A 22,456-nucleotide genomic window follows, 5' to 3' on the forward strand; every position below is an offset into this window, starting at 1 on the left:
TGTCGGGTCCGCACCGGGCCCCGCCATGCCGTAAGGCGCCGCGCCCGGCCGCTGCAATGCGGGCCCGGATGGCGCAACGGCAGCGCCCGGCGGAGCAATGATCGGGCCACCGGCCTGCGCCGACGGTGCCGGCGCGGCAGTTGACGCGGCCACGGGCGCTGCAATGCCGGCAGCCAGCCCCGTTGCTCCCGCCAGCGGCGCTGCAGCGCCGGGCGTTGCGCCGGCCACCCCCGCGGGCGGGCCATAGGTGAGCGGCCCCTGCGGCATGGCAGGGCGCTGTGAAATCTCGACGCTGGTTGCCGGCAATTGCTGCGGCGCTACGGATGACGGCGGTCGGCTATCGATCAGCGCCAGCCGCAAGTGACCTTCGCCCTGCTGCACGCCAAGGGTGAGAAGGGATCCGACGGGCAATGTGCTGGGCAAAGTGAGGGACATGGCCTGCCGGCCGATCTGCACCAGCGTTGAGCCGCCCTGTCCCGGACCAAGCACGCGTCCCTCGACCGTCTGCCCCGGCGCCAATGCAAGCGCCCGCAGCATCGAACGGGCCTCGGCCTGCGATACGACGGGAAAATGCGAGACAATCGTCATGCACTGGGCGTCCCGGCCGCGTCATGCGACCAGAATCGATCCTATGTGTGATTCCTGAAAATGTGGAGAGCCCCCGGAATACCGGACGTTCAATCCTTGCGAACGTCCTTGTAGTCCATCGTCGCCGGCTTGCCGCGGAAAGTGACCCAGAAGAAATTGAGCGTATAGGTCGCCGCGGTCTGGAACACGCCTTCCTTTTCGAGCCGGCGGCCCGAGGTCTTCATCTTCAGCGCATAGGTCCACTTGACCCCGCCGACGCGCGACAGGCGTACGGCCACGTCGGTGTCTTCGCCGAAGAATTCGATGGAGCGGTCATAGCCGCCCACCTTGACCCAGGCATCGCGCTTGAAGACGAAATTGCCGCCCTGCACCACCGAGCCGACGCGCAGAATGAAGCGGTTGAGCAGGTAGATGAGATAGGTCAGGCCATAAAAGGCCGAGATCAGCGCGCGGTTATGCGGCGCCATGTCGTAATAGATATAGGGACCGCTGAGGCAGACGAGCTTGGAATCCTTGTTGAATTCCTTCATCACCGTCGTCAGCCAGCCTTCGGGCACGATGGTGTCGCTGTCGATATTGGCGATCAGGTCATAGCCTTCGCTGGCGGCAAAACCGGCATCCCGTGCATTGACGAGGCCCTTCTTGGGCTCATCGACCACGCGCACCCCGGCAAAGCTGCGGGCGATTTCCCCGGTGCGGTCGGTGGAAGCATTGTTGACCACGATCACGTCAGCCGGCACGCCGGAGCGCTTGATTTCGGCCTCGACCGATTCAAGGCACTTCCCGATCAGCGCCTCTTCATTGTAGGCGGGGATGACGAATGCCAGCTTCATTGTTTTCCTTCTGCCGGGTCGGCCGACGCTTGGGTGGCGCTGCTCATAGCGCGACATCATCGCGCGAGCAACCTTCAGGCCCCGTTCAGGCTGGATCGGCAAGTTTCCAACAGGTTCGCCGGTTGCTATAGTAAGCTATAGCGGGAAGTCCCGGCGTGATTGAAAGTTGTTCCGGCGTGGAGAACGTCATGCGTCGACTTGTCTTGAATGCGGCCATTCTCTTGTGCAGCGGCATGTTGCTTGCCGGTGCCGCTCATTCGGCCGAAGGCCAGGCGGTCGGCGTCGATCCCGATGCCGTGGCGCGGTTCTCGGGAACCGACCGGATATTGGCTGTCGGCGCCGATATTTCCCTGGGCGAACAGGTGGTTACCGGCCCTTCCGGCCAGGTGCAGATCGTCTTTTCCGACCAGACGCGGCTCGTCGTCGGACCCGGCAGTGCCCTCACGATCGAGTCCTATCTCTTCAACGGCAATACTGCCGACAAATTCGCCATCAACGCGCTGGCCGGCAGTTTTCGTTTCATTTCCGGCCACAGCCCGAAATCGGCCTATTCGATCAATACGCCGACGGCTTCCATCGCCGTGCGCGGCACGAAATTCGATTTCAATGTCAGCCCCCCGCGCACCGATCTCATGCTCTATGAAGGCGCCGTGCGCATCTGCTCGACCTCAGGCCAATGCCAGGAACTGATTGCGCGGTGCGATCTCGGGACGGTCGATGCCAGCGTGGCGCAATTGATCAATCATCGCGATCCCACCCATCCGCAATTGAGCGCGGCCTTCCGCTATGCCCGCTTCCAGACCCCGCTTCTGAGCCAGTTCCGTGTCAGCGGCGCGGGAAAATGCGCGGAACCGCCGCAGGACCAGGGCGTTCCTGGAAGTCTCTCACCTCTAGGCGGCGGTTCGGGCTCCCCGCAAACCCAGCAGCCCACCCGTTTCCCGACTTTCGGGAACTAGTCGGCGAGAGCGGCGCATTGCAAGGACTTGGGCTCTGACTACCACCGATCCCGAAACGACTGACAAGCCGGACGAGCTAGGCTGGCTCGCGCGGCTGCGCAAAAGGCTGCGCATCCTTTATCACTCCCAGGCGCCTTTCGCCCTGCGCTTCCAGGCGGCGGTGCTGATCGTCGACCTCGCGATCATTGCCTTCTTCATCGCCAGTCCCCTGATCAAGGGGCGCGAATATTTTCTCTGGATCGACTATTCGATCGCCGCCGTGGTCTTTATCGAACTCGTCGCCCGTGCACTGGCCTCGACCAGCATCACCCGCTGGTTGCGCCAACTGCCTGTCATCATCGATATTTTCATCCTGATCACCTTGCTGGCGCCGACCTGGCTGTTCAATCTCGGCTTCCTCCGCATCCTGCGGCTCTGGACGCTGAGCAAGTCAACGATTGTCTGGCGGCCGCTGATCAAGCGCCGGCTCGGCGCCTATCAGGAAACGATCCAGGCGGTGATCAATCTCCTGGTCTTCGTCTTCGTGGTGACGGGTTTTGTCTATACCGCCTTTGTCAGCGAGGATTCCGGCATCGTCGGCTATGTCGACGCGCTCTATTTCACCGTCACCACCATGACGACGACCGGCTTCGGCGACATCACCCTGCCGGGCACTTTCGGAAAGCTCGTCTCCATCGCCGTCATGCTGATGGGTATCTCGCTTTTCGTGCGCCTGGCACAACTCATCTTCCGGCCCGCGAAAGTGCACTTCCCCTGCCCGCAATGCGGCCTCGCCAAGCACGAGCCGGACGCAGTGCATTGCAAGGCATGCGGGCATATCCTGAACATTCCCGACGAGGGAAGTATCTGAGCTAGCTGCGAATAACCGGCAGGCGCAGCCTGAAGCAGGCGCCGGGCAGCGGTCTCGGCGCGAGGTCCAGCGTGCCCTTCATGCGCTTGACGATCTGGCGGCTGATGGCGAGCCCCAGGCCGGCCCCCGTTTGATCGATGGCGCCCCGCTGCCCGCGCGAGAATTTTTCGAAGATCAGCTTGCGCTCGCCCTTGCTGATGCCCGGTCCATTGTCGGCCACCTCAACCACGAAATTGCCCGACCGGAGCGCCGAGGTGATCCGCACGACGGGCTCTGCGGCGTCGTTATATTTGACCGCGTTGGAAATGAGATTGATGAACACCTGGCACAGCCGGTCCGGATCGCCCTCGACCATGGTTCGTCCCGCCCGGTCGCCGTGATCTACGCGCATGCCCTTCTGGCTCAGGAGCGCGTCGCAGACCGACAGGGCCCGGTCGAGCGCCGCATCGGCATCCACCGGCTGGCTTTGCCAATTCCGCTCGCCCCGCTCCAGCGCCGAGAGATCGAGGATTTCGTCGAGCAGTTTTGTGAGCCGCAGGCTTTCCTGATGAATAGTCGAGACGAAGCGCTGGCGCTGCTTGTCGTCAAGCGAATGACCATCGAGCAGGATTTCCGAGAAGGAGCGAATGGAGGTCATCGGCGTGCGCACTTCGTGGCTCACCTGGCTCAGAAATTCGTCCTTCTGGCTGTCGAGTTCGCGAAGCTGCGCGTTGGCGTCTTCGAGCTTTTGTGCTGTCAGTCGCAATTCGGCCGAGGTCTTTTCCAGCTCCTGCGAATAGACAATGACCTGCTGCGTCTCGTCCGCCATCTGCATCATTTCTTCGAGCGACACGTCGCTGCCGGCCACGACCTTCGAGAGCATGACATGGGCCGAGGCCGCGCCGATGGAGCCGGCCAGTTCGCGTTCCAAGCGGCCGACAAACTCCGGTGTCGGCTCAAAGCCGATGGGATCGACGCCGCTATCACGCGCTGCGGACTCGAACAAGGCCGCCGCCCTTTGCTCGCCGAGAACGCGTTCCGCGACAAAGTACAGATCGTTGGCCGTCGCCGAACCCGGCACGAAGTTACGCTGCGGCAGGTTGGGGCGGCGGAACACATCGACAAAAGCCGTGGCCTGAATGCGCTCCAGCGCCGATGGTGAGGTGACCAGCGAACCCAGTGTCAGCGTGAGGATGTTTACCGAGAGGCTCCAGAACGCGGCATGGGCCAGCGGGTCCCAGCCTTCGAGGCCAAACATGGCCTCCGGCCGCAGCCATGAAATGCCCCACGGACCTTCCTGCAACAGCAGCGAAACGGCGGGCGATACGGAATCGAACGATGGCAGGAAGCAGCACCAGGCCCAGGTAATGAAACCGAGCAGAATGGCCATCGATACGGCCTTCAGCGAGGCATCCTTCCAGAAAATGGCCGCCAACAGCGCCGGGAAGAATTGCGCGATGGCGGTGAAGGAAATCAGCCCGATCGGCGCCAAGGCGTCGGAATCGCGGGTGAAGAAAAAGTAGAAAAAGCCCAGCGACAGGATCAGCATGATGGAAAACCGTCGCGCCACCAGCAGCACGCGGCTCACCCCCTGCCCGTCTCCATATTGCGGCGGGCTGAAACGGAGGACGAGCGGCATGATGATGTGGTTCGACACCATGATCGAGAGCGCGATGGATTCGAGGATGATCATCGACGTCGCCGACGAAAACCCGCCGATAAAGGCAAAAAGCGCCAGCCCGTTTTGTCCTGCCGCCAGCGGCAGGGTCAGCGCGAACATGTCGGGATTTGAGCCCTCGGGCATCACCGTGAGCCCATAAATGGCGATGGGCAGGATGAAGATGCTCATCAAGAGCATGTAGGCCGGAAAGGCCCAGCCAGCGATGCGAAGGTGGTTTTCGTCGGAGTTCTCGACCACCGTCACCTGAAACTGCCGCGGCAGGCAGACAATGGCGGCAATGGATAGCGCCAGGGTTGTCAGCCAGCGGCTGTCGAAACTGGTTGAGGTGTCCACGACAATGCCCTTGGCCGCCGCCTGGCTGAAAATCCCCTCAAACCCGCCGCCGATGAAGACGACGAACACGCCCACAGCCACCAGCGCTGTCAGCTTTACGACGGCTTCGAAGGCGATAGCTGCGACAACCCCATGATGCTGCTCCTTGGCGTCGACGTGCCGCGTGCCGAAAAGGATGGTGAACAGCGCCATGCCCGCAGCGACGCCCAGCGCCAGGCCGACATCGTCAATGCCCTTCAAGCTGCCCTGCCCGAATTCGGACGAACCCGCCACGGCCTGAATGGACGAGGTAACGGCTTTCAATTGTAGCGCAATATAGGGCGCGATGCCGATCACAGCGATGCAGGTGACGAGGACGCCAAGCCGACTCGACTTGCCGAAGCGCGACGAGAGGAGGTCCGCGACGGACGTGATACGGTAGAGATGGCTTATCCGAACTAGGCGCCGCAGCAGGAAATACCAGCCGACAAAAACGATTGTGGGTCCGAGGTAAATCGTCAGAAATTCCAAGCCACTACGGGCAGCATTTCCCACGGCACCGTAAAAGGTCCAACTGGTGCAATAGACCGAAATGGAGAGCGTATAGACCGCCGGAGAATTGAGCCATGACTTCGGCTTGGCCCGCGCTCGCCGGTCCCCAAAATAGGCCAGCACGAAGAGCAACCCGACATAGGCCACGGCGGTCGCGATGACGAAGTCGGCCGACAGCATCTAGCCCTCGCCCTCCTCGCCATTGGTCGAGCGCTCGCGAGGCAACCAGCTCGCTAACACGCCCGTGCTGACGATCAGCGCCAACCACACGCCGAACAGGTAAAAAACGATCTGCGGCACGCCGAACACGGTGAAATCGTGATTGAAGAGGTGCACCAGCGGCGGCACAAGCAGCAGCAAGCCCGCCGCTGTCAGCAGGAACATACCGCCGACAATCTTACGCCGCTCCGGCATCTTCGCCCAACAGGTGACGCACCGCGCCCACCACCTCGGCATTCGAATAGGGCTTTGTGACAAACCCGTTGGCGCCAAGCTCTTCGGCAATGCGCCGATCCTGCTGCTGGCCCTTGGCCGTCAGGATCAGTACCGGCAGGTTTTCCGTCTCCGCATCGGCCCGCAAATGCTTGAGAATGTCAAAACCGCTGCGCTTGGGCAGCATGACATCAAGCACCAGCATGCGCGGTTTCAAACGCCGCACGCCTTCGAGCACCGCATCGCCATCGGTGACGGAGCTAATACTCCATCCGGCACGCCGAAGGATGAAATCCAGCGATTCCAGAATAGACGGCTCGTCCTCGGCAATCAGGATATCAATAGCCAAATCTCCCCCCAGTGCCCGCGGTCTCCCCTCCGCAGACGCGCACACTAAAACCCAATCAGCCGGAATCGCCAAGGCCGAATTCTTGCGGGATCAGCGGCAGGCGCGTCACCGAGCGTGGTCCATCCGCGTCAGCATCTCCTCCTGCCGCGCCGGACAGCCCCGTCGTGTGCACAGCCGACAGGTCGGCCCGACGGGCACGTCGGCCTCATGATCGTCGAGATCGAGCCCCGAAGCATAGACGGTCCGATCGGCGTGGAGCACGTCGCAGGCGAGCATGATGGAAATGTGCGTCGTGGGCTCGCGATAGGAACCCGGTCGCCTTTGCAGCGACCGCGCGAGGAAGAGGTAACGCGAGCCATCGGAGAACCGCACCATCTGCCGAAGCAGCGTTTCCGGCTGGCGGAAGGCGCCATAGATCGACCAGAGTGGGCAGGCATGGCCCGAATTTGGGAGCAACAGACCAGGCAGCGGGAAATGCTTGGTCAGGCGCCCTGCCGGGTCCGAGCGTAGGAAGCCAAACGGAATCCCCTCCTCGCCCGGCCGGCGCAGCGACACCAGCCGGTGGGCCACCTGCTCGAAGCTGCCGTTAAAGATCTGTCGGAGCTGATCGATGTCGTAGGCGAGGTTTTCCGCCTCGGCGAGAAAGCGCGAATAGGGAAAGACGATGGCCCCGGCCAGATACGATCCCATGGCCCGCGCAGCGAGGCGCCGCGTCGTCGGGCTGGTCAGCACCGCTGCGTCGAGCGTCTCGCGCATCACGTCGGCGGCCGTCAGTTCGCCCAGCAATCGGGCAAGCTGAAACTGCCGCGTGGCGAGGGTTGTCGAGCCCTGCAACCACATCACCCGCTCTTCCTCGGCAAAACGATACTGCCCGGGAAAATCCTCTACCCCGGAAGAACCGCCGATCTGCGTCTGCACGCCGAAACGCCGCTCCAGCTCTGCAATGAGCAGCGCCGGCCCGAATGTCCCCCGTGCGTCCAGCTCGGCCCGCAAGTCCTCCGCCACCCGTTCGAATTGCGGAAAATAGTTCTGCTGCTCGATGATGAGGTCGTCGATTTCGCGCATGGCCGAGACATTGCCCGCCACGCGGCTGCTACTGTCGAACTGTCCGATGAGGCTCCGCGCCACATCGCTCAGCGCCCGCGCTTCGCGCCCAATGGCGCCGAGAAACCGCTGCCGCTCCGCCTCGTCGAGGTCGGGCACATCTTCCAGAATTTCGGCGCTGGAGCGCACCGCGGTAATCCCCGAAAGGATTTGGTGCAAAAGCTGGCTCAAGAGCGGATCGGACCGCAGCCGGTCGGCATAGCTGTCCGCGCTCGCCACCGCATTGGCATAGGCCCGGTGCAACCGCGCGATGGCGCCGGCGCTTGCGGGATATTGCGCCACCAATTGCCGCCTCTCGTCGGGCTGAAAATCGAGCGACTCGACCACCGGGTCGGCATAGGCCTCTTCAAGGTCCTGCAGCAGCTTCTGCTCGTCATCGCCCGTCAGGTCTGATGTCTCGATCTGCAAATGATGCGCCACGCGCTGCAAAAGCGTGCCGCCGATGTCGCGTTTGTTGTTCTCGATGAGGTTCAGGTAGCTCGGCGAAATGCCGATCAGCCGCGCCAGGGCGGCTTGGGAAATCTTGAGCGATTTCCTGCGGTTGGAGATGCGAAACCCGATGGGCGCCCGCATTGCCGTTCCCTCCCCGAAACCACAGTTGCAAACGAATTTACTAGATCAAGCTCGATCCAGAACAATAATTGACAGAATTATCGTTGAATTACAATGGGATATTGCCGTCGTTTTCAAATCCGGCAAATATTGGGCAGCGCTGAGGCTCCGGCAATGTACCGGCTGCCCACGCATAGGAGGAGATCAATGACTATTTTGAAGCGTGGCTTGTCGCGCCGCCGTGTCCTGCAGACCGGCATGGCCGGCATCATCGGTTCGGGCGTCGCCCCTCTCGTTTTCACCAAGGGCGCCTGGGCCCAGGAATTCTGCAACAATCCCACCGGCGACACGGTCGTCTTCGGCCTCAACCTGCCTCTCACCGGCACCTATGCCGAAGAAGGCGCCGACGAACAGAAGGCTTATGAACTGGCCATCGCCCATCTCAATGGCGAAGGCGACGGCGGGCTCCTGAACGTGCTCCAGCCATCCGCCCTCAAGGGCAATGGCATCCTTGGCAAGAAGGTCACCTATGTGTCCTCCGACAGCCAGACCAAGTCCGACGTGGCTCGCGCCGGCGCCACCCGCATGATCGAGCGCGATGGCGCCATCATGATCACAGGCGGTTCGTCCTCGGGCGAAGCCATTGCCGTGCAGGGCCTCTGCCAGGAAATGGGCGTCATCTTCATGGCGGGCCTCACCCATTCCAACGACACCACCGGCAAGGACAAGCGCCGCTACGGCTTCCGCCACTTCTTCAACGCCTACCAGTCAGGCATCGGCCTCGCCCCGGTTCTGGGCCAGTCCTACGGCAATGATCGCCAGGCCTACCATCTCACGGCCGACTACACCTGGGGCTGGACCCAGGAAGAATCGATCAAGGCGGCAACCGAAGCCCTCGGCTGGAAGACCACCGCGGCCGTGCGCACCCCGCTCGGCGCCACCGACTATTCGCAGTACCTGACGCCGATCCTCAATTCCGGCGCCGACGTGCTGATCCTCAACCACTACGGCCTCGACATGGTGAACTCGCTCACCCAGGCCGTGCAGTTCGGCATGCGTGACCGCCAGGCCAACGGCAAGGATTTTCAGATCGTCACCCCGCTCATCTCCGAGCTAATGGCCAAGGGTGCCGGCGAAAGCGTCAAGGGCATTTTCGGTACGTCCAACTGGCACTGGAACCTGCAGGACCCCGGCTCCATCGCCTTCACCAAGTCGTTCGGCGCCGCCTATGGCTCCCCGCCGTCCCAGGCTGCCCACACCGCCTATGTCCAGGCTTTGCTCTACGCAGACGCCGTGGAACGCGCCGGCACCTTCTATCCGCCCGAAGTCATCAAGGCGCTGGAAGGCCACGAGTTCGACGGCATGGGCAATGGCAAGACGCTTTACCGCGCCGAAGACCACCAGTGCATCAAGTCGGTTCTCGTGGTGCAGGGTAATGAAAGCCCGACCAGCGAATTCGACGTGCTGAACGTGGTGCAGGAAATCGACCGCGACACCGTGGCCTACGATCCCGCCATCTTCGGTGGTGACCTCGGCCCGGCAGAGCCGGTTCCGATGTGCGCGTAAAACTGTAGTCGAGCTCCCAACCATCGTCATTGCCGGGCTTGTCCCGGCAATCCATGGGATGCCGCCGCGCCCATGGACCGCCGGGACAAGCCCGGCGGTGACGCTCCAGGGAGATTTCGTGCCTTTCGGTCGACCCGGAGCATGCGATGTTCGAAGTCATCTTTCTGCAATTTCTCAATGGGCTCGATAAAGGCGCCGCCTATGCGCTGATCGCCCTTGGCCTGACCCTGGTGTTCGGCACTTTGGGCGTCGTCAATTTCGCCCATGGTGCGCTCTTCATGCTCGGCGCCTTCTGCGCCGTGACGGTGCGCATGTTCCTCACCATGGAAACGGTCACCATCGACCCCGAAAAGCTCTCGCCCTGGGGCGCGCCGCTGGAAGTGCGAGAGCCGCTGGTGCAGGCCTGGCTCGGCGATTTCGGTGCGGTACTGGTCAATTACTCCGTGCCCCTATCGATCCTCATCACCATCCCGATCATGCTCCTCGTCGGTATTGGGCTCGAACGCGGCATCATCAAGCACTTTTACAAGCGCAGCCATGCCGAACAGATTCTCGTAACCTTCGGCCTCGCCATCGTCGCCCAGGAGGTCATCAAGTCCGTCTTCGGACCCAATCCAATTCCCCAGCCCATGCCGACCGATCTGCGCGGCGCCGCCGATATCGGCGCGTGGCTCGGCATGCAGGCCAATGTCATCACCTATCCGGTCTGGCGCCTGATCTATTTCATCTTTGCCGGCGTGGTCATCGGTGGCGTTTTCGCCTTCCTGCAATTCACCACTTTTGGCATGGTCGTTCGTGCCGGCATGGCAGACCGCGAAACGGTCGGGCTGCTCGGCATCAATATCGATCGCCGCTTCACCATCATGTTCGGCCTCGCGGCCGTCGTCGCCGGCATGGCCGGCGTCATGTACACGCCCCTCCTCCCGCCCAACTATCACCTCGGCATGGACTTCTTGGTCCTTTCCTTCGTGGTCGTGGTTGTCGGCGGCATGGGCTCCCTGCCCGGTGCCGTCGCCGCGGGCTTCCTCCTCGGCATTTTGCAGTCCTTCGCCTCGATGAACCAGGTGAAAGCGATCTTCCCCGGCATCGACCAGATCATCATCTATCTCGTCGCCGTCATCATTCTTCTGGTTCGTCCCCGTGGCCTCATGGGCCGGCGCGGCGTGATGGAGGCCTGACATGACCACTTTCATGTCCCGCAACGATCTCTTCCTGTTCCTGGGCTTCACCGTTGTTGTGCTCGCCATGCCCATTTGGCTGGCGCCCTTCGGCGCCGGCTATCCCGATCTGCTGCAGCGCTTCATGATCTTCGGCATCTTCGCCGTGGGCTTCAATATTCTCTTCGGTCTCACCGGCTATCTCAGCTTCGGCCACGCCGCCTTCTTCGGCGTCGGCTCCTATGCCGCGGTCTGGTCCTTCAAGCTCCTCACGCTCGACGCCATCCCGGCCATGATCTTCGCCGTGGTGATCTCGGGCCTCTTTGCCCTCGTCATCGGCTTCCTCTGCCTGCGCCGTTCGGGGATCTACTTCTCCATCCTGACTCTGGCCTTTGCGCAGATGAGCTACAATCTCGCCTATTCGGTGCTGACGCCCATCACCAATGGCGAAACCGGCCTGCAATTGACGCTGGCCGATTCGCGCGTCCTCGATGCTGCCATGGGCCAGACCTTTTCGGGCCAGCCTGTCCCGACTCTTCTCGGCCAGCAGCTCGGCGGCTATGCCGGCTTCTACTTCTGCGCCGGCTTCCTGATCCTTGCCTTCTTCATCGCCCAGCGTATCGCCGGCTCGCCCTTCGGCATGATGCTGAAAGCCATCAAATCCAACCAGACGCGCATGCAGTTCACGGGCTTCAACACAAGGCCCTATGCGCTCTCGGCCTTCGTCATCTCGGGCATGTATGCCGGCCTCGCCGGGGCCCTCCTCGCCGTCACCGACCCCCTGGCGGGCGCCGAGCGCATGCAGTGGACCGCCTCGGGCGAAGTCGTGCTCATGACCATTTTGGGCGGCGTCGGCACGCTGGTCGGCCCGGTCATAGGCGCCTGGATCATCAAGTATTTCGAAAACATCCTCTCGGCGCTCAATGACAATATCCTCGCCCGTTTCTGGAGCTTTCTTCCCGAAGGTGCGGCGGATTTCATGGTGACCATCACCAGCAAGTTCGTGGGCGATGGTTGGCACCTCACCCTGGGCCTCGCCTTCGTCATCGTGGTGATCTTCCTGCCCGGCGGCATCATGGAGGGTGTCCGGCGCATCGCCGCCGCCTTCCGCCGCTCCGGCTCCTCCAGCGCCAAACCCAGCGCCCGCACCCAACCCGCAGAGTAGGACGAAAGAAAATGGAAAAATCCAACGTCGTCCTGCATGTCGCAGACGTTCACAAGCGCTTCGGTGGCCTCCATGCCCTCGCCGACATCGACCTTCAGGTCGAAGAGGGCAAGACCCACGCCATCATCGGCCCCAATGGCGCCGGCAAATCGACCCTGCTCAATGTCATCATCGGCAAACTGGCGCCGACGAGCGGCCAGGTGGTCTTTGACGGCACCGTGCTCACCGGCAGAAAACCCTATCAGATCAACCAGCTCGGCATCGCCCGCGTCTTCCAGACCCCGGAAATCTTTGCCGACCTCTCGGTGCTCCACAATGTCATGATCCCCGCCCTCGCCAAGCGCGACGGCATGTTCAAGCTCAACATGCTGCGCTCGCTCGACAGCGAAACCGGCATCCGCGCCGAAGCCGAACACATGCTCGAAGACGTGGGCATGATCACGCGCCGCGAAATGCTGGCCGGCAGCCTCAGCCGCGGCGACAAAAGGCGCATGGAACTCGCCATGTGCCTCATCCAGCACCCACGCCTGCTGCTGCTCGATGAGCCCACGGCCGGCATGAGCCGCCACGATACCAACACGACCATTGAGCTGCTCAAGAAGATCAAGAGCCGCGGCATGACCAAGGTGATCATCGAGCACGACATGCACGTCGTCTTCTCGTTGGCCGACAAGATTTCCGTGCTCGCCCAGGGCCGCATTATCGCCGATGGCTCGCCCGACGAAGTGCGCGGCAATCCCAAAGTGCAGGAAGCCTATCTCGGAGGAGCCCATTGATGAGTTCCATCGCCATGACAACCGAAACCATCGTCAGCCAGGCCGCAGAAATCGAAACCACCCGCCCCTTCTTCTCGGTGCGCGACATGCACGCCTATTATGGCGAAAGCTATATCGTGCAGGGCGTGTCGCTCGATATCCGCAAGGGCGAAATCCTGGCCCTGCTCGGCCGCAACGGTGCGGGCAAGACGTCCACCCTGCGCACCATCGCCCGCACCGATAATCCGCAGATGCGCCAGGGCGAAATCTGGCTCGATGGAATGCCCATCCACCAGATGAAGAGCTTTGAGGCCGCCCGTTCCGGCATCCAGCTCGTGCCGGAAGACCGCCGCATCATCCAGGGCCTGACGGTCGAGGAAAACATCACTCTGGCGAAAGTCGCCCCCGGCAATGGCTGGAGCCTCGAACAGATCTACGAGAGCTTTCCGCGCCTCGCCGAACGCCGCACCCAGGAAGGCGTCACCCTGTCCGGCGGCGAACAGCAGATGCTGGCCATCGCCCGCGCCCTGGCCCGCGACCTGAAACTGCTGCTGCTCGACGAGCCCTATGAAGGCCTCGCCCCGGTCATCGTGCAGGAAATCGAACGCATCCTGCATTCGATCAAGCCGCTCGGGATCACCACCATCATCGTCGAACAAAACGCCGTCGCGGCGCTGAAACTGGCCGACCGCGCGGTCATCCTCGATACCGGCGAAGTCGTCTTCGCCGGCACCGCCAAGGAGGTCCTCGATAACGTCGAGCTCCGCCACGAATATCTGGCGATTTAGGGAGGCCAGTCTCCCAGTAGCCCTCACCCTGAGGTGCCGCGAAGCGGCCTCGAAGGGCGGGGGCGTGCCACCGATGGCCAAGCGCCACGTCCTCGTGGTTCGAGGCTGCGCTACGCTTCGCACCTCACCATGAGGACTACTAAATATGCAGAGCATCATATGCTCTGTTGCTCCCTACCCTGGGTCTTTCAAACCCAAAGGCATTTCGCCGATTTCAACCTCTCCCCCCTTGAGAGGCCCAGGGTAAGTCCGCTTCCGGCGGGTCAGCTGCAATGGTGATCCCCTCACCCTCGAGCGCATCGCGCACGTCCCGCGCCAGATCGACTGCTCCTGGCGTGTCGCCATGGAGGCAAATGGACCGCGCCCCCGATTTCAGCACCGTGCCATCGATGGCGACGATCTCGCCCTTCTGCGCCAGCCGCAGACAGCGTTCGATCACCGTATCCGTCTCGTGAATGACCGCGCCCTCCTGCGTCCGTGGCACCAGCAGGCCCTCGGCCGTATAGGCCCGGTCGGCATAGGCCTCGCGGATCAACGGTACACCGACGGCCTTGGCCGCCCGCACCTGCTCGGAATTATCCAGCGCCAGCACCGCCATTTTCTCATCCATCGCCTGCACCGCGGCGAAAACCGCAACCGCCAAAGCCAGCTCTTCCGCCGTCTGGTTCGCCAGCGCCCCATGCAGCTTCACATAGGACAGCGGCACATCGACTTCGCTCGCGATATGGCGAATAAGAAACATCTGGTTGCGCACCTGTCCGATGAGCTGGTCGAGCGGCATCACCAGCCGAAACCGGCCAAAACGCGGCTTGTCGGCATAGCCCGGATGCGCCCCGGCGCGAATGCCACGCGCCTTGCACAGCTTCAGGATATGCCGGATCGTCTGCGCATCGCCAGCGTGGCCGCCACAGGCAATCGACGCGCTCGAGACGATATCAAGCAGATCATCGTCCGTGCCCATGCCTTCGCCGAGATCGGCGTTAAGATCTATGCTGGTCATAAAATTGCGCTCCGCAACAAAGCCTGGGCATGATCAAGGCCAACCGGCGCGAACACAAGCTCTGCATTGGGCCGGAGCTGGAAAAAGCGATCGAGATCGGCCGAAATGATCGTGCCGATCCGCGGATAGCCACCCGTCGGCTGATGATCCCTCCCCAGCACGATCGGCGTGCCGTCGCCCAGAATCTGGATATCGCCGACCACGACCGGGTCCGACACGAGCGACAGAATCCGCTCCTCGGCAAAGACTCTTGCTTCGTCACGCAGCCGCACCCCCATCCGATCCATCATCGAGGAAATACGAAACGGGCTGGTTACGAATTTTTCCCGCAGTTCCGCGCTGAAAACTTCGGCATGGAGTCCCCAGATAAAGCGGATCGGCCCGTCGGTCTTCTGCTGCCCAGCCGCCGCATCCCCCAATGTCACCCCAAACGCCGCGCTGCCCTCGGGCCTGACCCGAGGGCCTCTATCCCTAATCGCCGCCACCGTGGCTCTGGCACCGGCCCTCGGGTCAGGCCCGAGGGCAGCATGGTGTTTGGCAGGATGATGGGCTGACAATCGGTCGGCAACGATTGCCAACCTATCGCCGGCCCGGAGCACCCGCCCCTCTAGCCCACCGATCCGCGCCCGCATGCTGGTCGCTCGGCTGCCAATTACCACGGGCACATCGATGTCGCCGCCAAAGCGCAGATAGCCGTAATTGCCCCCAGTGCCCGCCGAAATGCTCAGCCGGTCACCCGCTGCCAACAGCGCTGAGCCAGGCCAGCTCTGCGTCCGTCCATTGATCGAAACCTCGAAGGTTCCGCCATCCCAGCCCATCACGGCCTCGCCTTCGGCGACGGTCAGCTCGACCCCGAGCATCGAAAACTCGACGCCCGCCGCCTCTCCGCTCCCCGCCAGCAATCCCGCCCGGCGATAGGCTGATCCATCCATCGGCCCCGACGCGCTGATCCCATGGGCGAGATAACCAAACCGGCCCGCATCCTGAATGGTAGTGAGCGGCCCCGCCCGTTCGATGACGAGAGTTGCTGTCACTCAGGCCACCTCGAAGCTGATGCTGTCGCCCGCTCGCAACCGAGTTGGCGGCTCCGCATCCGGCGCAAAATTGGCAAAATCGGTATGCCCGATTACATGCCAGCCGGTCGGAATATCGGTAGCGGTAATCGCCGTCTGTCCAGCGGCAAAGAGCACGCTCCCCGCCGGCACGAGCGGCCGCACCGTGTCCCGCCGCGGCAAGGTCAGCGCCTCCGGATGAAATCCGCCATAAACAAATCCCGGCGCAAAGCCGGTCGCCAGAACGCGCAGCGGCAAGGCATTGTGCCGGGCAACAAACTCTTCGGGCGAAAGCCGCAGGAGCCCCGCCACCTCTTCGAGGTCCGGCCCCGCCTCGCCGCCAAAACGCACGCCGATCCGGTGCGCCGCGCCGGCCCGCTCCTCCGGCACGCCATGCAGCAGTAGCCGGATTTCGCCTTCGATGTCCTGATGTCGTGAAATCAGCGGATCATACCGCAACAGCACCGAAACAAGGCTCGGCACGATCTCGACTATGCCGGCAATCCCATCGCTTTCGAGCGCCGCGGCAAAGCCGATGGCCCGGCGATTGGCATTTTCGTCGAGCCTGCTGCCGAAACGCACGAGAATGGTGCTGTCGCCCAGCGTCTGCACCATGGGCCGTTCCGGCAGGATTTGCATTTGCCCCAATCTTGCGTCCCCCAGAAAAATTGCCCTGGCGAAGCCAAGTCCTCGCGGACCCAAATAGCTTCGTCAAGGCAGAATGCGGGTTCGGCAATCAGGGCCGTATGGCAGGCACCGCCTCAGCAGTGCCCACGGGCGAAAGTGGAAAAAGCTCTAATTGGGATCGCGCCCCTCCTGTTCAACCACCGCATCAAACAATTCGCGCACATTGGCAGCGCCAATGGTTTCGATTGCCACGGCCGCGATGGCCGCAAACAATTCCGCGATTTCCTGGGGATCGGTGATTTCGGCGTCGTCTTCGTCGGCGTCTGCGTTGATGAGAGTAAACACGATGCGCGCCTCCAATAGAGCGTTTTCGAAAAAGAGTGATCACCACTCTTCAGGATCGAAAACGCGATCCAAGAAACCAGAGGTCATTCAGCGCTTCAGAGAAACGATGAACGTCTCCAGTGAGCCTACACATGGAGTGTGAGCCGATTCCTATTACGGAATAAATAACGGAATGTTCCGCTACGGGGCATTCGCTCGGTTGCCATAAAGGTCAGCCTCGCTTACGCTTCCCCCGCTTCAAGCTTTTCGAGATAAGCCTCGATATCGTCGAGCGACGCAGAAAATGGTTTGGGCACATCACCATAGACGATTTTGAAGGTCTCGTCGTGCCGCAGGGCATGGCCGCCAGGCTGTCCCAAAACCTTCAGCTTTTCCGCCGTGAGAATCGTCAAGCCATAGCGCCCTGCAATGCGCTTCATGCGCCGCATGCGCGATGCGTCAAATTCCTTGCGGCTCATGGGCAGTCTTCCATCGTCTTGCGAGTGGCGGGTAGGGAGGGATTCGAACCCCCGGAAGGCTTTCACCTTCGCCGGTTTTCAAGACCGGAGCAATCAACCACTCTGCCACCTACCCGTGGCCTGCCGTTTAGCCGCGCCGCGCAGCTCTGTCCAGAGGGCGCGGCAGGACTCGTCGATCAGGGAATGAGAACGACCGACCCCGTCGTCTCGCGCCCTTCCAGCGCCCGATGCGCCTTTTCGGCTTCTTCGAGCTTGAAGCGGCCGCCGATCTCTACCTTGATCGCACCGGAACGGATCGCGCCAAACAACGCCTCGGCGCCCTCCAGCAGATCCTCGCGCTTGGTAAAATAATGCGCCCCGGTCGGCCGGGTCACGTAGAGCGAGCCTTTTCGCGACAGCACCGTCAAATCGGGAATCGAAACCACGCCGGAAGCATTGCCGAAACTGGCGAGAAGCCCGCGCGGACGCAGGCAATCGAGCGAGCCTTCAAAAGTCTCTTTGCCGACGCCGTCATAGACGACGTCGACGCCCCTGCCCCCGGTGATTTCGCGCACCCGTGCCGGAAAATCCTCGGCCCGATAGTCGATGACATGATCGCAGCCATGCGCCTTGGCGAGCGCCACCTTTTCGGCTCCGCCCGCCGTGCCGATCACCGTCGCGCCCAGCGCCTTGGCCCATTGCGTGGCAATCAGGCCCGTTCCGCCCGCGGCCGCGTGCCAGAGGATCGTTTGCCCCGCTTCCACCGGCCAGGTCTTGAACAGCAGGTAATAGGCCGTCAGCCCCTTGAGCACGACGGCGGCGGCCGTTTCGTCGTCGACGCCATCGGGGATGGGTATCAGCTTTTCGACCACGGCCAGGCGTTCGGCGGCATATGCGCCGACCTGCCCCTGATAGCAGACCCGGTCACCGACCTTGACCGCCGTCACATCCGGGCCAATGGCCCTAACGACGCCCGCACCCTCATTGCCGCCCACAAAAGGCAGTTTCTGCGGGTAAAGCCCCGAGCGCTGATAGGTATCGATGAAATTGAGCCCGATCGCCTTCTGCTCGATAAGCACCTGCCCCGGTCCCGGCGCATTGACCGGCCAATCCTCGACCGACAGCACTTCCGGGCCGCCGGTCTGGTTGATGGCGACGACGCGGGTCACTTGGGCGTCCTCGGCTTGCGCGGCGCCGATTTCGGCCGCGCCTGCGCGTTCCGCACCGCAGGGCTCTTGGCCCGCGGCTTGCCGGTGACGGCGGCAACGCCCGCATTGGCGGAGACCGAGCCCGTATCGCCGGTAAAGGGCGTCATCTCATGCTTGACCGCAGCCCCGCCGGAGGCGCGCAGCTTGCGGTTCTTGGCAAAGATATTGATGGCCTCCACCAGCACCGAAAATGCCATGGCCGAGTAGATATAGCCCTTGGGAATATGGAACCCGAGCCCATCGGCCACCAGCGTCACGCCGATCAGCAGCAGGAAGGCCAGCGCCAGCATTTTCGTCGTCGGATGATCGGCCACGAAACGGGCAATGGGACCCGAGGCGAAGAACATGACCGCCACGGCAACCAGCACTGCGGCAATCATCACCGCAACCTGATCGGCCGGCACCATGCCCACGGCGGTAATGATCGAGTCGATCGAAAACACCATGTCGATGACGACGATCTGCACCAGGATGGCCTGCAAGCTGGCCTTGGCTGCCTCCTTAAGGCCCACCTCATGCGGTTCTTCGATCGCCGCATGCATTTCGTGCGTCGCCTTGTAGATCAGGAAGGCGCCACCGGCGATGAGGATGATGTCCTTCCACGAGAAGGCATGATCGAAGGCGGTAAACACCGGCTCCTTAAGCTGCACGATCACGCTGATCAGCAGCAGGAGAACGATGCGGAAGACCAGCGCCAGCCCGATGCCGAGCTTTCTGGCAAATTCGGCCTGTTCGCGCGGCAGGCGCGACACCAGCACCGAAATGAACACGATATTGTCGATGCCCAGCACGATCTCCATGACCGTGAGGGTGAGGAAGGCGACCCAGACATTCGGATCGTAGAGAAGCTCAAGCATGGTGGGCTCCGTGGGGGATTCTCGGTTGCGCGCGAGTCTATTGTCTTTTGCGAGATTGTGGAGGCGATAACCCCTCAAAGACAAGGGCCATGCGCTCTTCCATTTCGGCTTTATCGTTCCTATGGCAGCTTTTTCTTCCCCTGCGGCAAGGCGCGAAATGGTTCTGCTGGCCGGAGGCTGGTATGGCGTGAATGGCCAGTGCTAGGCTCTGGTTCCGTTTTCTTGGCCGGAGTTCCTTGATGGAATCCTTTACGCCCCTCACCGCCGCGCTCGGCGGCAGCTTGATCGGCCTCGCAGCCGCCGTGCTCTGGCTCGGCAACGGCCGCATAGCCGGCATCTCCGGCATCTTTGGCCAATTGTTGCCGCCCGCGCAGACCGTGGTCTGGCGCTTGGTCTTTCTGGTGGCACTGGTGGCCGGCGCCTGGGCCAGTTCGAAGCTCTTCCCCGCGCTGGGCGTCGGCGGCGTGGAACCGGCCGCACTCGTGCCGCCACCCGCCACCTGGGGCGTACCGCCGCCGGTCTGGCTGATCGTTGCAGGCCTGCTCATCGGCTTTGGCACCAAGATCGGCAATGGCTGCACGTCCGGTCACGGCGTTTGCGGCCTCGCCCGCCTGTCGCTGCGCTCGCTGGTGGCTGTCCTCGTCTTCTTCGGCGTCGCCATCATCACCGTAACCGTGACGGGGATCGTCTGATGGCTAACCTTCGCCCGCCCTATCTCGCCACGGCAGCCCTCAGCGGCCTCCTGTTCGGCGCCGGCCTCTACGTTTCGCAGATGGTCGACCCGCTAAAAGTCCTGCGCTTTCTCGATTTCACCGCCATTCCCTCCGGCGGCTGGGATCCGAGCTTGGCCTTCGTGATCGTCCCCGCCATCCTTGTCATGTTCATCGCCGTGCGCATCGGCCGCCGCCGTCCGGCGCCCTTGTTCGACAAGGAATTCCACGAGCCTGAATACAAGCGCATCGACGCCCGCCTCGTCGGCGGCGCCGCGCTGTTCGGCGTCGGTTGGGGCATGTCGGGTATCTGCCCCGGCCCAGCCATTGCGCTCATTGCCTTCCCGCCCGACGGGATCTGGCTTTTCCTTGCCGCCCTGGTCGCCGGCTCCTATGCCGGCAGCCTGATCGTGCCCAGCGGCCACGTCAAACGTCTTGCGGATGCCAAATGACTAAACAAAACGCCGACATCATCGTGGTGGGCGGAGGCCTGGCCGGCCTTGCCGCCGCGGTAAGCCTCGCCCGCGCCGGCTACGAGACGCTGCATCTCGCGCCCACAGCCCCGCCCGACCGCCGCACCTCAGCCCTGATGATGCCCAGCGTCGCGTTTTTGGTTTCTTCCGGCCTCATCGACAGCCCGGAAAACGTGGGCCACCCGCTGACCGCGATCCGCATCATCGACGCCACGCCCCGCCTTATCCGCGCGCCCGAAACACTCTTCGACGCCAAGGAAGCGAGCCTTGACGCCTTTGGCTGGAATTTTGCCAATGCGACGCTGCTCGAGCGCTTCCAGACCGCCGCCCCTACCTCCGGCCTCACCACCCGCAATGCTGCGGTTACCGCCTATCGCCGCGAAGACGGTCTCGGCGTACTCACGCTGACCGACGGCAGCACGGTCGCCGCACCGCTCATCGTTGGGGCCGACGGGAAGAAGTCGCTGATCCGCACCGAAGCCGGTCTTGCCGCCCGCGAACACAAGTTTGATGAATCCGCGCTCGTCTGCGATCTGGAACTAGGCCGCTCCATTGGCGGCACGTCCATCGAGTTCCACTATCCGCATGGTCCCTTCACGCTTGTCCCTGCGGGCGGCGCCCGAGCCAACCTCGTTTGGATCGACGAAGAATCTGTGCTTCGAGAAACCCAGGCCGGCGGCCCCGACGCCCTACTCGCTGCCTTCCGCACTCGCTCGCAAAACCTTTTCGGCGGCATAAAACTGGCCTCGCCCAGCTTCATTTTCCCGCTGAGCGTCCTCAGCGTTGCGGAAGCCGGCCGCGATGGCACCGTGCTTGTCGGCGAATCCGCCCACGCCTTCCCGCCCATCGGTGCCCAGGGCCTCAATCTCGGCCTGCGCGACGTCGCAGACCTTGTCGCCGTTCTCGCTGAAACCGATCGCACCGCCGCCGATTGGGCTATCCACGCCAGCAAGGCCTACGCCGACCGCCGCGCCAGCGACCTCGCCCGCACCGGGACCATGGTCGACACGCTCTTCCGCTCGCTCCTCGGCGAAATGCTCCCCACCCAGGCCCTCCGCGCCGGCGGCCTCTGGGCTCTCAAGCTTATGCCCTCGCTGCGCCGTCAGGCCTTTTCCATCGGCATGGGGCAAAGGTCGGCATAGCCGGACCGAAGGGAAGCTCTGAACGTCCCACCCACTCGGTGTCATTCCCGCGAAAGCGGGAATTCCAGTTCTAGGCAGGGAGCTTCCCGCTTTCGCGGGAATGACACCGTGATGGAGCAGGGCATCCGGTCCAGCAAAACAAAAAAGGGCGCGGCCGAGGCCGCGCCCTTCTCATTTCATAGCGGTAAGAAACTTATTGAGCGGCAGGAGCCGGAGCGTCAGCTGCCGGAGCATCGGCCGCCGGGGCGCCAGTCTGCTCGGTCAGTTCCTTGCGGAGCTGCTCGGCGCGGTCCTGCAGAACCTGCTCGAGAGCGTTTTCGCCCGAGGTTTCCTGCTGGAACTGCTCGAAAGTCATCGCCGTGTCGCTGTCATATGCCGCGGTGAAGCCGGACAAGTTGATCTCGATGGTGAGATCCTGGTTCTGGCGGTTCTTGGCGGTCAGGGTCAGCTTGTTGCCGCCCTTGAGCGAGTTCACGTACTGCTCGTTGATCACGAGCTGCGTAGCGCACGAGGTCGGGTCACAGATCATGTAGGGAACGCGAACCGGCTTGGCCCCGTCGATCTGCCAGGTCAGGCCGAAGGGCAGCAGAACCCCAAGCGGGACCGCAGCAACGGCGAGCAGGCGCGATTCCTGGCCCGGATCGTCACGCAGCAGGAACGAGCCGAGGAACTGGCCATTGGCCAGAACCACCTGACGCATGATGCAAGCCTTCTGCCCATCGGGCAGCGGGTCGCAAACCTTCAGCCAGTTCTGCGCGGGGTTGTTCGCGGCGGCCGGGGTCGCAGCGGCGTCGGCAGCGGGCGCTTCAGCGGCGGGAGCCGGGGCGGGCGCAGCGGCATCTTGAGCGAAAGCCGAGAGCGGCGACAGCAGCAGGGCAGCCGCAGTCAAACCAGCAACGAGGGGTTTCCTGAATTTCATAGAGTGTCCTTGCCTTCCTTGGCGGTCTCGGCGGCACTCCGCCACCTAGCAACTTACCTGCCCTTCA

At 62.7% G+C, this 22,456-nt stretch carries 23 protein-coding genes, 1 tRNA gene and 1 pseudogene; 10 read left to right on the forward strand and 15 right to left on the reverse strand.

Annotated features, from left to right (window positions below):
- Together JP75_RS23470 and JP75_RS23475 are read right to left on the reverse strand one after the other, a co-directional pair.
- Window positions 1-588 (reverse strand): annotated as a pseudogene (locus tag JP75_RS23470) (hypothetical protein); the annotation flags it as partial.
- Window positions 589-677: 89 nt separating this feature from the next.
- Window positions 678-1,421: a glycosyltransferase family 2 protein gene (locus JP75_RS23475; RefSeq protein WP_035087418.1), complete on the reverse strand. Its 744-nt coding sequence runs from the start codon at window positions 1,419-1,421 to the stop codon at window positions 678-680.
- Between the two features lie 188 nt (window positions 1,422-1,609).
- Here JP75_RS23475 and JP75_RS23480 point away from each other — a divergent pair, with 188 nt between their 5' ends.
- On the forward strand, window positions 1,610-2,377 hold the full coding sequence (locus JP75_RS23480) for a FecR family protein (protein WP_051961277.1): 768 nt from the start codon (window positions 1,610-1,612) through the stop codon (window positions 2,375-2,377).
- Window positions 2,378-2,411: 34 nt separating this feature from the next.
- Window positions 2,412-3,227, forward strand: coding sequence for an ion channel (locus JP75_RS23485; protein WP_051961278.1), 816 nt, complete (start codon window positions 2,412-2,414; stop codon window positions 3,225-3,227).
- A gap of 1 nt (window position 3,228) precedes the next feature.
- Here the strand turns inward: JP75_RS23485 and JP75_RS23490 are convergent, their stop codons facing one another.
- From JP75_RS23490 to JP75_RS23505, 4 genes are all read right to left on the reverse strand, one after another.
- A complete protein-coding gene (locus JP75_RS23490; protein WP_035087420.1) occupies window positions 3,229-5,931 on the reverse strand; it encodes a sensor histidine kinase in 2,703 nt (900 codons plus the stop codon).
- Complete coding sequence (locus tag JP75_RS23495; RefSeq protein ID WP_152565969.1) at window positions 5,932-6,135, reverse strand: hypothetical protein; 204 nt, start codon at window positions 6,133-6,135, stop codon at window positions 5,932-5,934.
- Between the two features lie 13 nt (window positions 6,136-6,148).
- Window positions 6,149-6,532, reverse strand: coding sequence for a response regulator transcription factor (locus JP75_RS23500; protein WP_035087423.1), 384 nt, complete (start codon window positions 6,530-6,532; stop codon window positions 6,149-6,151).
- A 105-nt stretch (window positions 6,533-6,637) separates the two neighbouring features.
- Entirely contained in the window at window positions 6,638-8,209 is a 1,572-nt protein-coding gene (locus JP75_RS23505) for a helix-turn-helix domain-containing protein (protein ID WP_035087425.1), read from the reverse strand.
- 186 nt (window positions 8,210-8,395) lie between these two features.
- Between JP75_RS23505 and JP75_RS23510 the strand changes: the two genes are divergently transcribed.
- The 5 genes from JP75_RS23510 (at window position 8,396) to JP75_RS23530 (ending at window position 13,619) form a co-directional block, all read left to right on the forward strand.
- Complete coding sequence (locus tag JP75_RS23510; protein WP_035087427.1) at window positions 8,396-9,754, forward strand: substrate-binding protein; 1,359 nt, start codon at window positions 8,396-8,398, stop codon at window positions 9,752-9,754.
- Window positions 9,755-9,900: 146 nt separating this feature from the next.
- Window positions 9,901-10,932 carry a branched-chain amino acid ABC transporter permease gene (locus tag JP75_RS23515; protein WP_035087429.1) on the forward strand — a complete coding sequence of 344 codons (1,032 nt, stop codon included), beginning with the start codon at window positions 9,901-9,903 and terminating at the stop codon, window positions 10,930-10,932.
- 1 nt (window position 10,933) lies between these two features.
- Window positions 10,934-12,076 carry a branched-chain amino acid ABC transporter permease gene (locus tag JP75_RS23520; RefSeq protein WP_035087431.1) on the forward strand — a complete coding sequence of 381 codons (1,143 nt, stop codon included), beginning with the start codon at window positions 10,934-10,936 and terminating at the stop codon, window positions 12,074-12,076.
- A gap of 11 nt (window positions 12,077-12,087) precedes the next feature.
- Window positions 12,088-12,852: an ABC transporter ATP-binding protein gene (locus tag JP75_RS23525; protein ID WP_035087433.1), complete on the forward strand. Its 765-nt coding sequence runs from the start codon at window positions 12,088-12,090 to the stop codon at window positions 12,850-12,852.
- A 14-nt stretch (window positions 12,853-12,866) separates the two neighbouring features.
- Window positions 12,867-13,619, forward strand: coding sequence for an ABC transporter ATP-binding protein (locus tag JP75_RS23530; RefSeq protein WP_051961284.1), 753 nt, complete (start codon window positions 12,867-12,869; stop codon window positions 13,617-13,619).
- Between the two features lie 214 nt (window positions 13,620-13,833).
- On the opposite strand, the gene JP75_RS23535 is transcribed toward JP75_RS23530, so the two are convergent.
- The 8 genes from JP75_RS23535 to JP75_RS23570 all read right to left on the reverse strand — a co-directional run bounded on the left by JP75_RS23535 (window position 13,834) and on the right by JP75_RS23570 (window position 19,145).
- Entirely contained in the window at window positions 13,834-14,619 is a 786-nt protein-coding gene (locus tag JP75_RS23535; protein WP_051961280.1) for a LamB/YcsF family protein, read from the reverse strand.
- On the reverse strand, window positions 14,616-15,653 hold the full coding sequence (locus JP75_RS23540; RefSeq protein WP_035087435.1) for a 5-oxoprolinase subunit C family protein: 1,038 nt from the start codon (window positions 15,651-15,653) through the stop codon (window positions 14,616-14,618). Before JP75_RS23540 ends, JP75_RS23535 begins: the two co-directional genes overlap by 4 nt.
- The gene (locus tag JP75_RS23545; RefSeq protein ID WP_084587899.1) at window positions 15,654-16,310 is read right to left on the reverse strand and encodes a 5-oxoprolinase subunit B family protein; all 657 of its coding nucleotides are present in this window, start codon (window positions 16,308-16,310) and stop codon (window positions 15,654-15,656) included.
- 156 nt (window positions 16,311-16,466) lie between these two features.
- Entirely contained in the window at window positions 16,467-16,643 is a 177-nt protein-coding gene (locus JP75_RS26695; protein WP_156385712.1) for a hypothetical protein, read from the reverse strand.
- Window positions 16,644-16,864: 221 nt separating this feature from the next.
- The gene (locus tag JP75_RS23555; protein ID WP_035087441.1) at window positions 16,865-17,101 is read right to left on the reverse strand and encodes a hypothetical protein; all 237 of its coding nucleotides are present in this window, start codon (window positions 17,099-17,101) and stop codon (window positions 16,865-16,867) included.
- A gap of 25 nt (window positions 17,102-17,126) precedes the next feature.
- A tRNA-Ser gene (locus JP75_RS23560) sits at window positions 17,127-17,216 on the reverse strand.
- Between the two features lie 61 nt (window positions 17,217-17,277).
- A complete protein-coding gene (locus JP75_RS23565; RefSeq protein ID WP_035087443.1) occupies window positions 17,278-18,249 on the reverse strand; it encodes a quinone oxidoreductase family protein in 972 nt (323 codons plus the stop codon).
- Complete coding sequence (locus tag JP75_RS23570) at window positions 18,246-19,145, reverse strand: TerC family protein (RefSeq protein WP_084587900.1); 900 nt, start codon at window positions 19,143-19,145, stop codon at window positions 18,246-18,248. The genes JP75_RS23565 and JP75_RS23570 overlap by 4 nt, the downstream gene beginning before the upstream one ends.
- Window positions 19,146-19,384: 239 nt before the next feature.
- On the opposite strand from JP75_RS23570, the gene JP75_RS23575 reads away from it, so the two are divergent.
- From JP75_RS23575 to JP75_RS23585, 3 genes are read left to right on the forward strand one after another with little or no spacing between them, the layout of a single operon-like run.
- Window positions 19,385-19,837, forward strand: a complete 453-nt coding sequence (locus tag JP75_RS23575) for a YeeE/YedE family protein (protein WP_035087444.1) — start codon at window positions 19,385-19,387, stop codon at window positions 19,835-19,837.
- Entirely contained in the window at window positions 19,837-20,307 is a 471-nt protein-coding gene (locus tag JP75_RS23580) for a DUF6691 family protein (protein WP_035087445.1), read from the forward strand. The genes JP75_RS23575 and JP75_RS23580 overlap by 1 nt, the downstream gene beginning before the upstream one ends.
- On the forward strand, window positions 20,304-21,470 hold the full coding sequence (locus JP75_RS23585) for an FAD-dependent monooxygenase (RefSeq protein ID WP_051961282.1): 1,167 nt from the start codon (window positions 20,304-20,306) through the stop codon (window positions 21,468-21,470). Before JP75_RS23580 ends, JP75_RS23585 begins: the two co-directional genes overlap by 4 nt.
- Window positions 21,471-21,663: 193 nt before the next feature.
- Here JP75_RS23585 and JP75_RS23590 read toward each other — a convergent pair whose 3' ends face one another.
- On the reverse strand, window positions 21,664-22,389 hold the full coding sequence (locus JP75_RS23590; protein WP_035087446.1) for an invasion associated locus B family protein: 726 nt from the start codon (window positions 22,387-22,389) through the stop codon (window positions 21,664-21,666).
- Window positions 22,390-22,456: the final 67 nt, after the last annotated feature.

Origin of the sequence: Devosia riboflavina (genome assembly GCF_000743575.1) — a bacterium.
GTDB lineage: Bacteria > Pseudomonadota > Alphaproteobacteria > Rhizobiales > Devosiaceae > Devosia > Devosia riboflavina.

What these genes read in the sequence shown, in the direction of transcription:
- JP75_RS23570 (WP_084587900.1), bottom strand. Translation starts at nt 19,145, where the DNA reads ATGCTTGAGCTTCTCTACGATCCGAATGTCTGGGTCGCCTTCCTCACC.
- JP75_RS23510 (WP_035087427.1), top strand. Translation starts at nt 8,396, where the DNA reads ATGACTATTTTGAAGCGTGGCTTGTCGCGCCGCCGTGTCCTGCAGACC.
- JP75_RS23475 (WP_035087418.1), bottom strand. Translation starts at nt 1,421, where the DNA reads ATGAAGCTGGCATTCGTCATCCCCGCCTACAATGAAGAGGCGCTGATC.
- JP75_RS23535 (WP_051961280.1), bottom strand. Translation starts at nt 14,619, where the DNA reads ATGACCAGCATAGATCTTAACGCCGATCTCGGCGAAGGCATGGGCACG.
- JP75_RS23480 (WP_051961277.1), top strand. Translation starts at nt 1,610, where the DNA reads ATGCGTCGACTTGTCTTGAATGCGGCCATTCTCTTGTGCAGCGGCATG.
- JP75_RS23575 (WP_035087444.1), top strand. Translation starts at nt 19,385, where the DNA reads ATGGAATCCTTTACGCCCCTCACCGCCGCGCTCGGCGGCAGCTTGATC.
- JP75_RS23505 (WP_035087425.1), bottom strand. Translation starts at nt 8,209, where the DNA reads ATGCGGGCGCCCATCGGGTTTCGCATCTCCAACCGCAGGAAATCGCTC.
- JP75_RS23585 (WP_051961282.1), top strand. Translation starts at nt 20,304, where the DNA reads ATGACTAAACAAAACGCCGACATCATCGTGGTGGGCGGAGGCCTGGCC.
- JP75_RS23490 (WP_035087420.1), bottom strand. Translation starts at nt 5,931, where the DNA reads ATGCTGTCGGCCGACTTCGTCATCGCGACCGCCGTGGCCTATGTCGGG.
- JP75_RS23545 (WP_084587899.1), bottom strand. Translation starts at nt 16,310, where the DNA reads ATGCAAATCCTGCCGGAACGGCCCATGGTGCAGACGCTGGGCGACAGC.
- JP75_RS23580 (WP_035087445.1), top strand. Translation starts at nt 19,837, where the DNA reads ATGGCTAACCTTCGCCCGCCCTATCTCGCCACGGCAGCCCTCAGCGGC.
- JP75_RS23530 (WP_051961284.1), top strand. Translation starts at nt 12,867, where the DNA reads ATGACAACCGAAACCATCGTCAGCCAGGCCGCAGAAATCGAAACCACC.
- JP75_RS23590 (WP_035087446.1), bottom strand. Translation starts at nt 22,389, where the DNA reads ATGAAATTCAGGAAACCCCTCGTTGCTGGTTTGACTGCGGCTGCCCTG.
- JP75_RS23495 (WP_152565969.1), bottom strand. Translation starts at nt 6,135, where the DNA reads ATGTTCCTGCTGACAGCGGCGGGCTTGCTGCTGCTTGTGCCGCCGCTG.
- JP75_RS23525 (WP_035087433.1), top strand. Translation starts at nt 12,088, where the DNA reads ATGGAAAAATCCAACGTCGTCCTGCATGTCGCAGACGTTCACAAGCGC.
- JP75_RS23520 (WP_035087431.1), top strand. Translation starts at nt 10,934, where the DNA reads ATGACCACTTTCATGTCCCGCAACGATCTCTTCCTGTTCCTGGGCTTC.
- JP75_RS23555 (WP_035087441.1), bottom strand. Translation starts at nt 17,101, where the DNA reads ATGAGCCGCAAGGAATTTGACGCATCGCGCATGCGGCGCATGAAGCGC.
- JP75_RS23515 (WP_035087429.1), top strand. Translation starts at nt 9,901, where the DNA reads ATGTTCGAAGTCATCTTTCTGCAATTTCTCAATGGGCTCGATAAAGGC.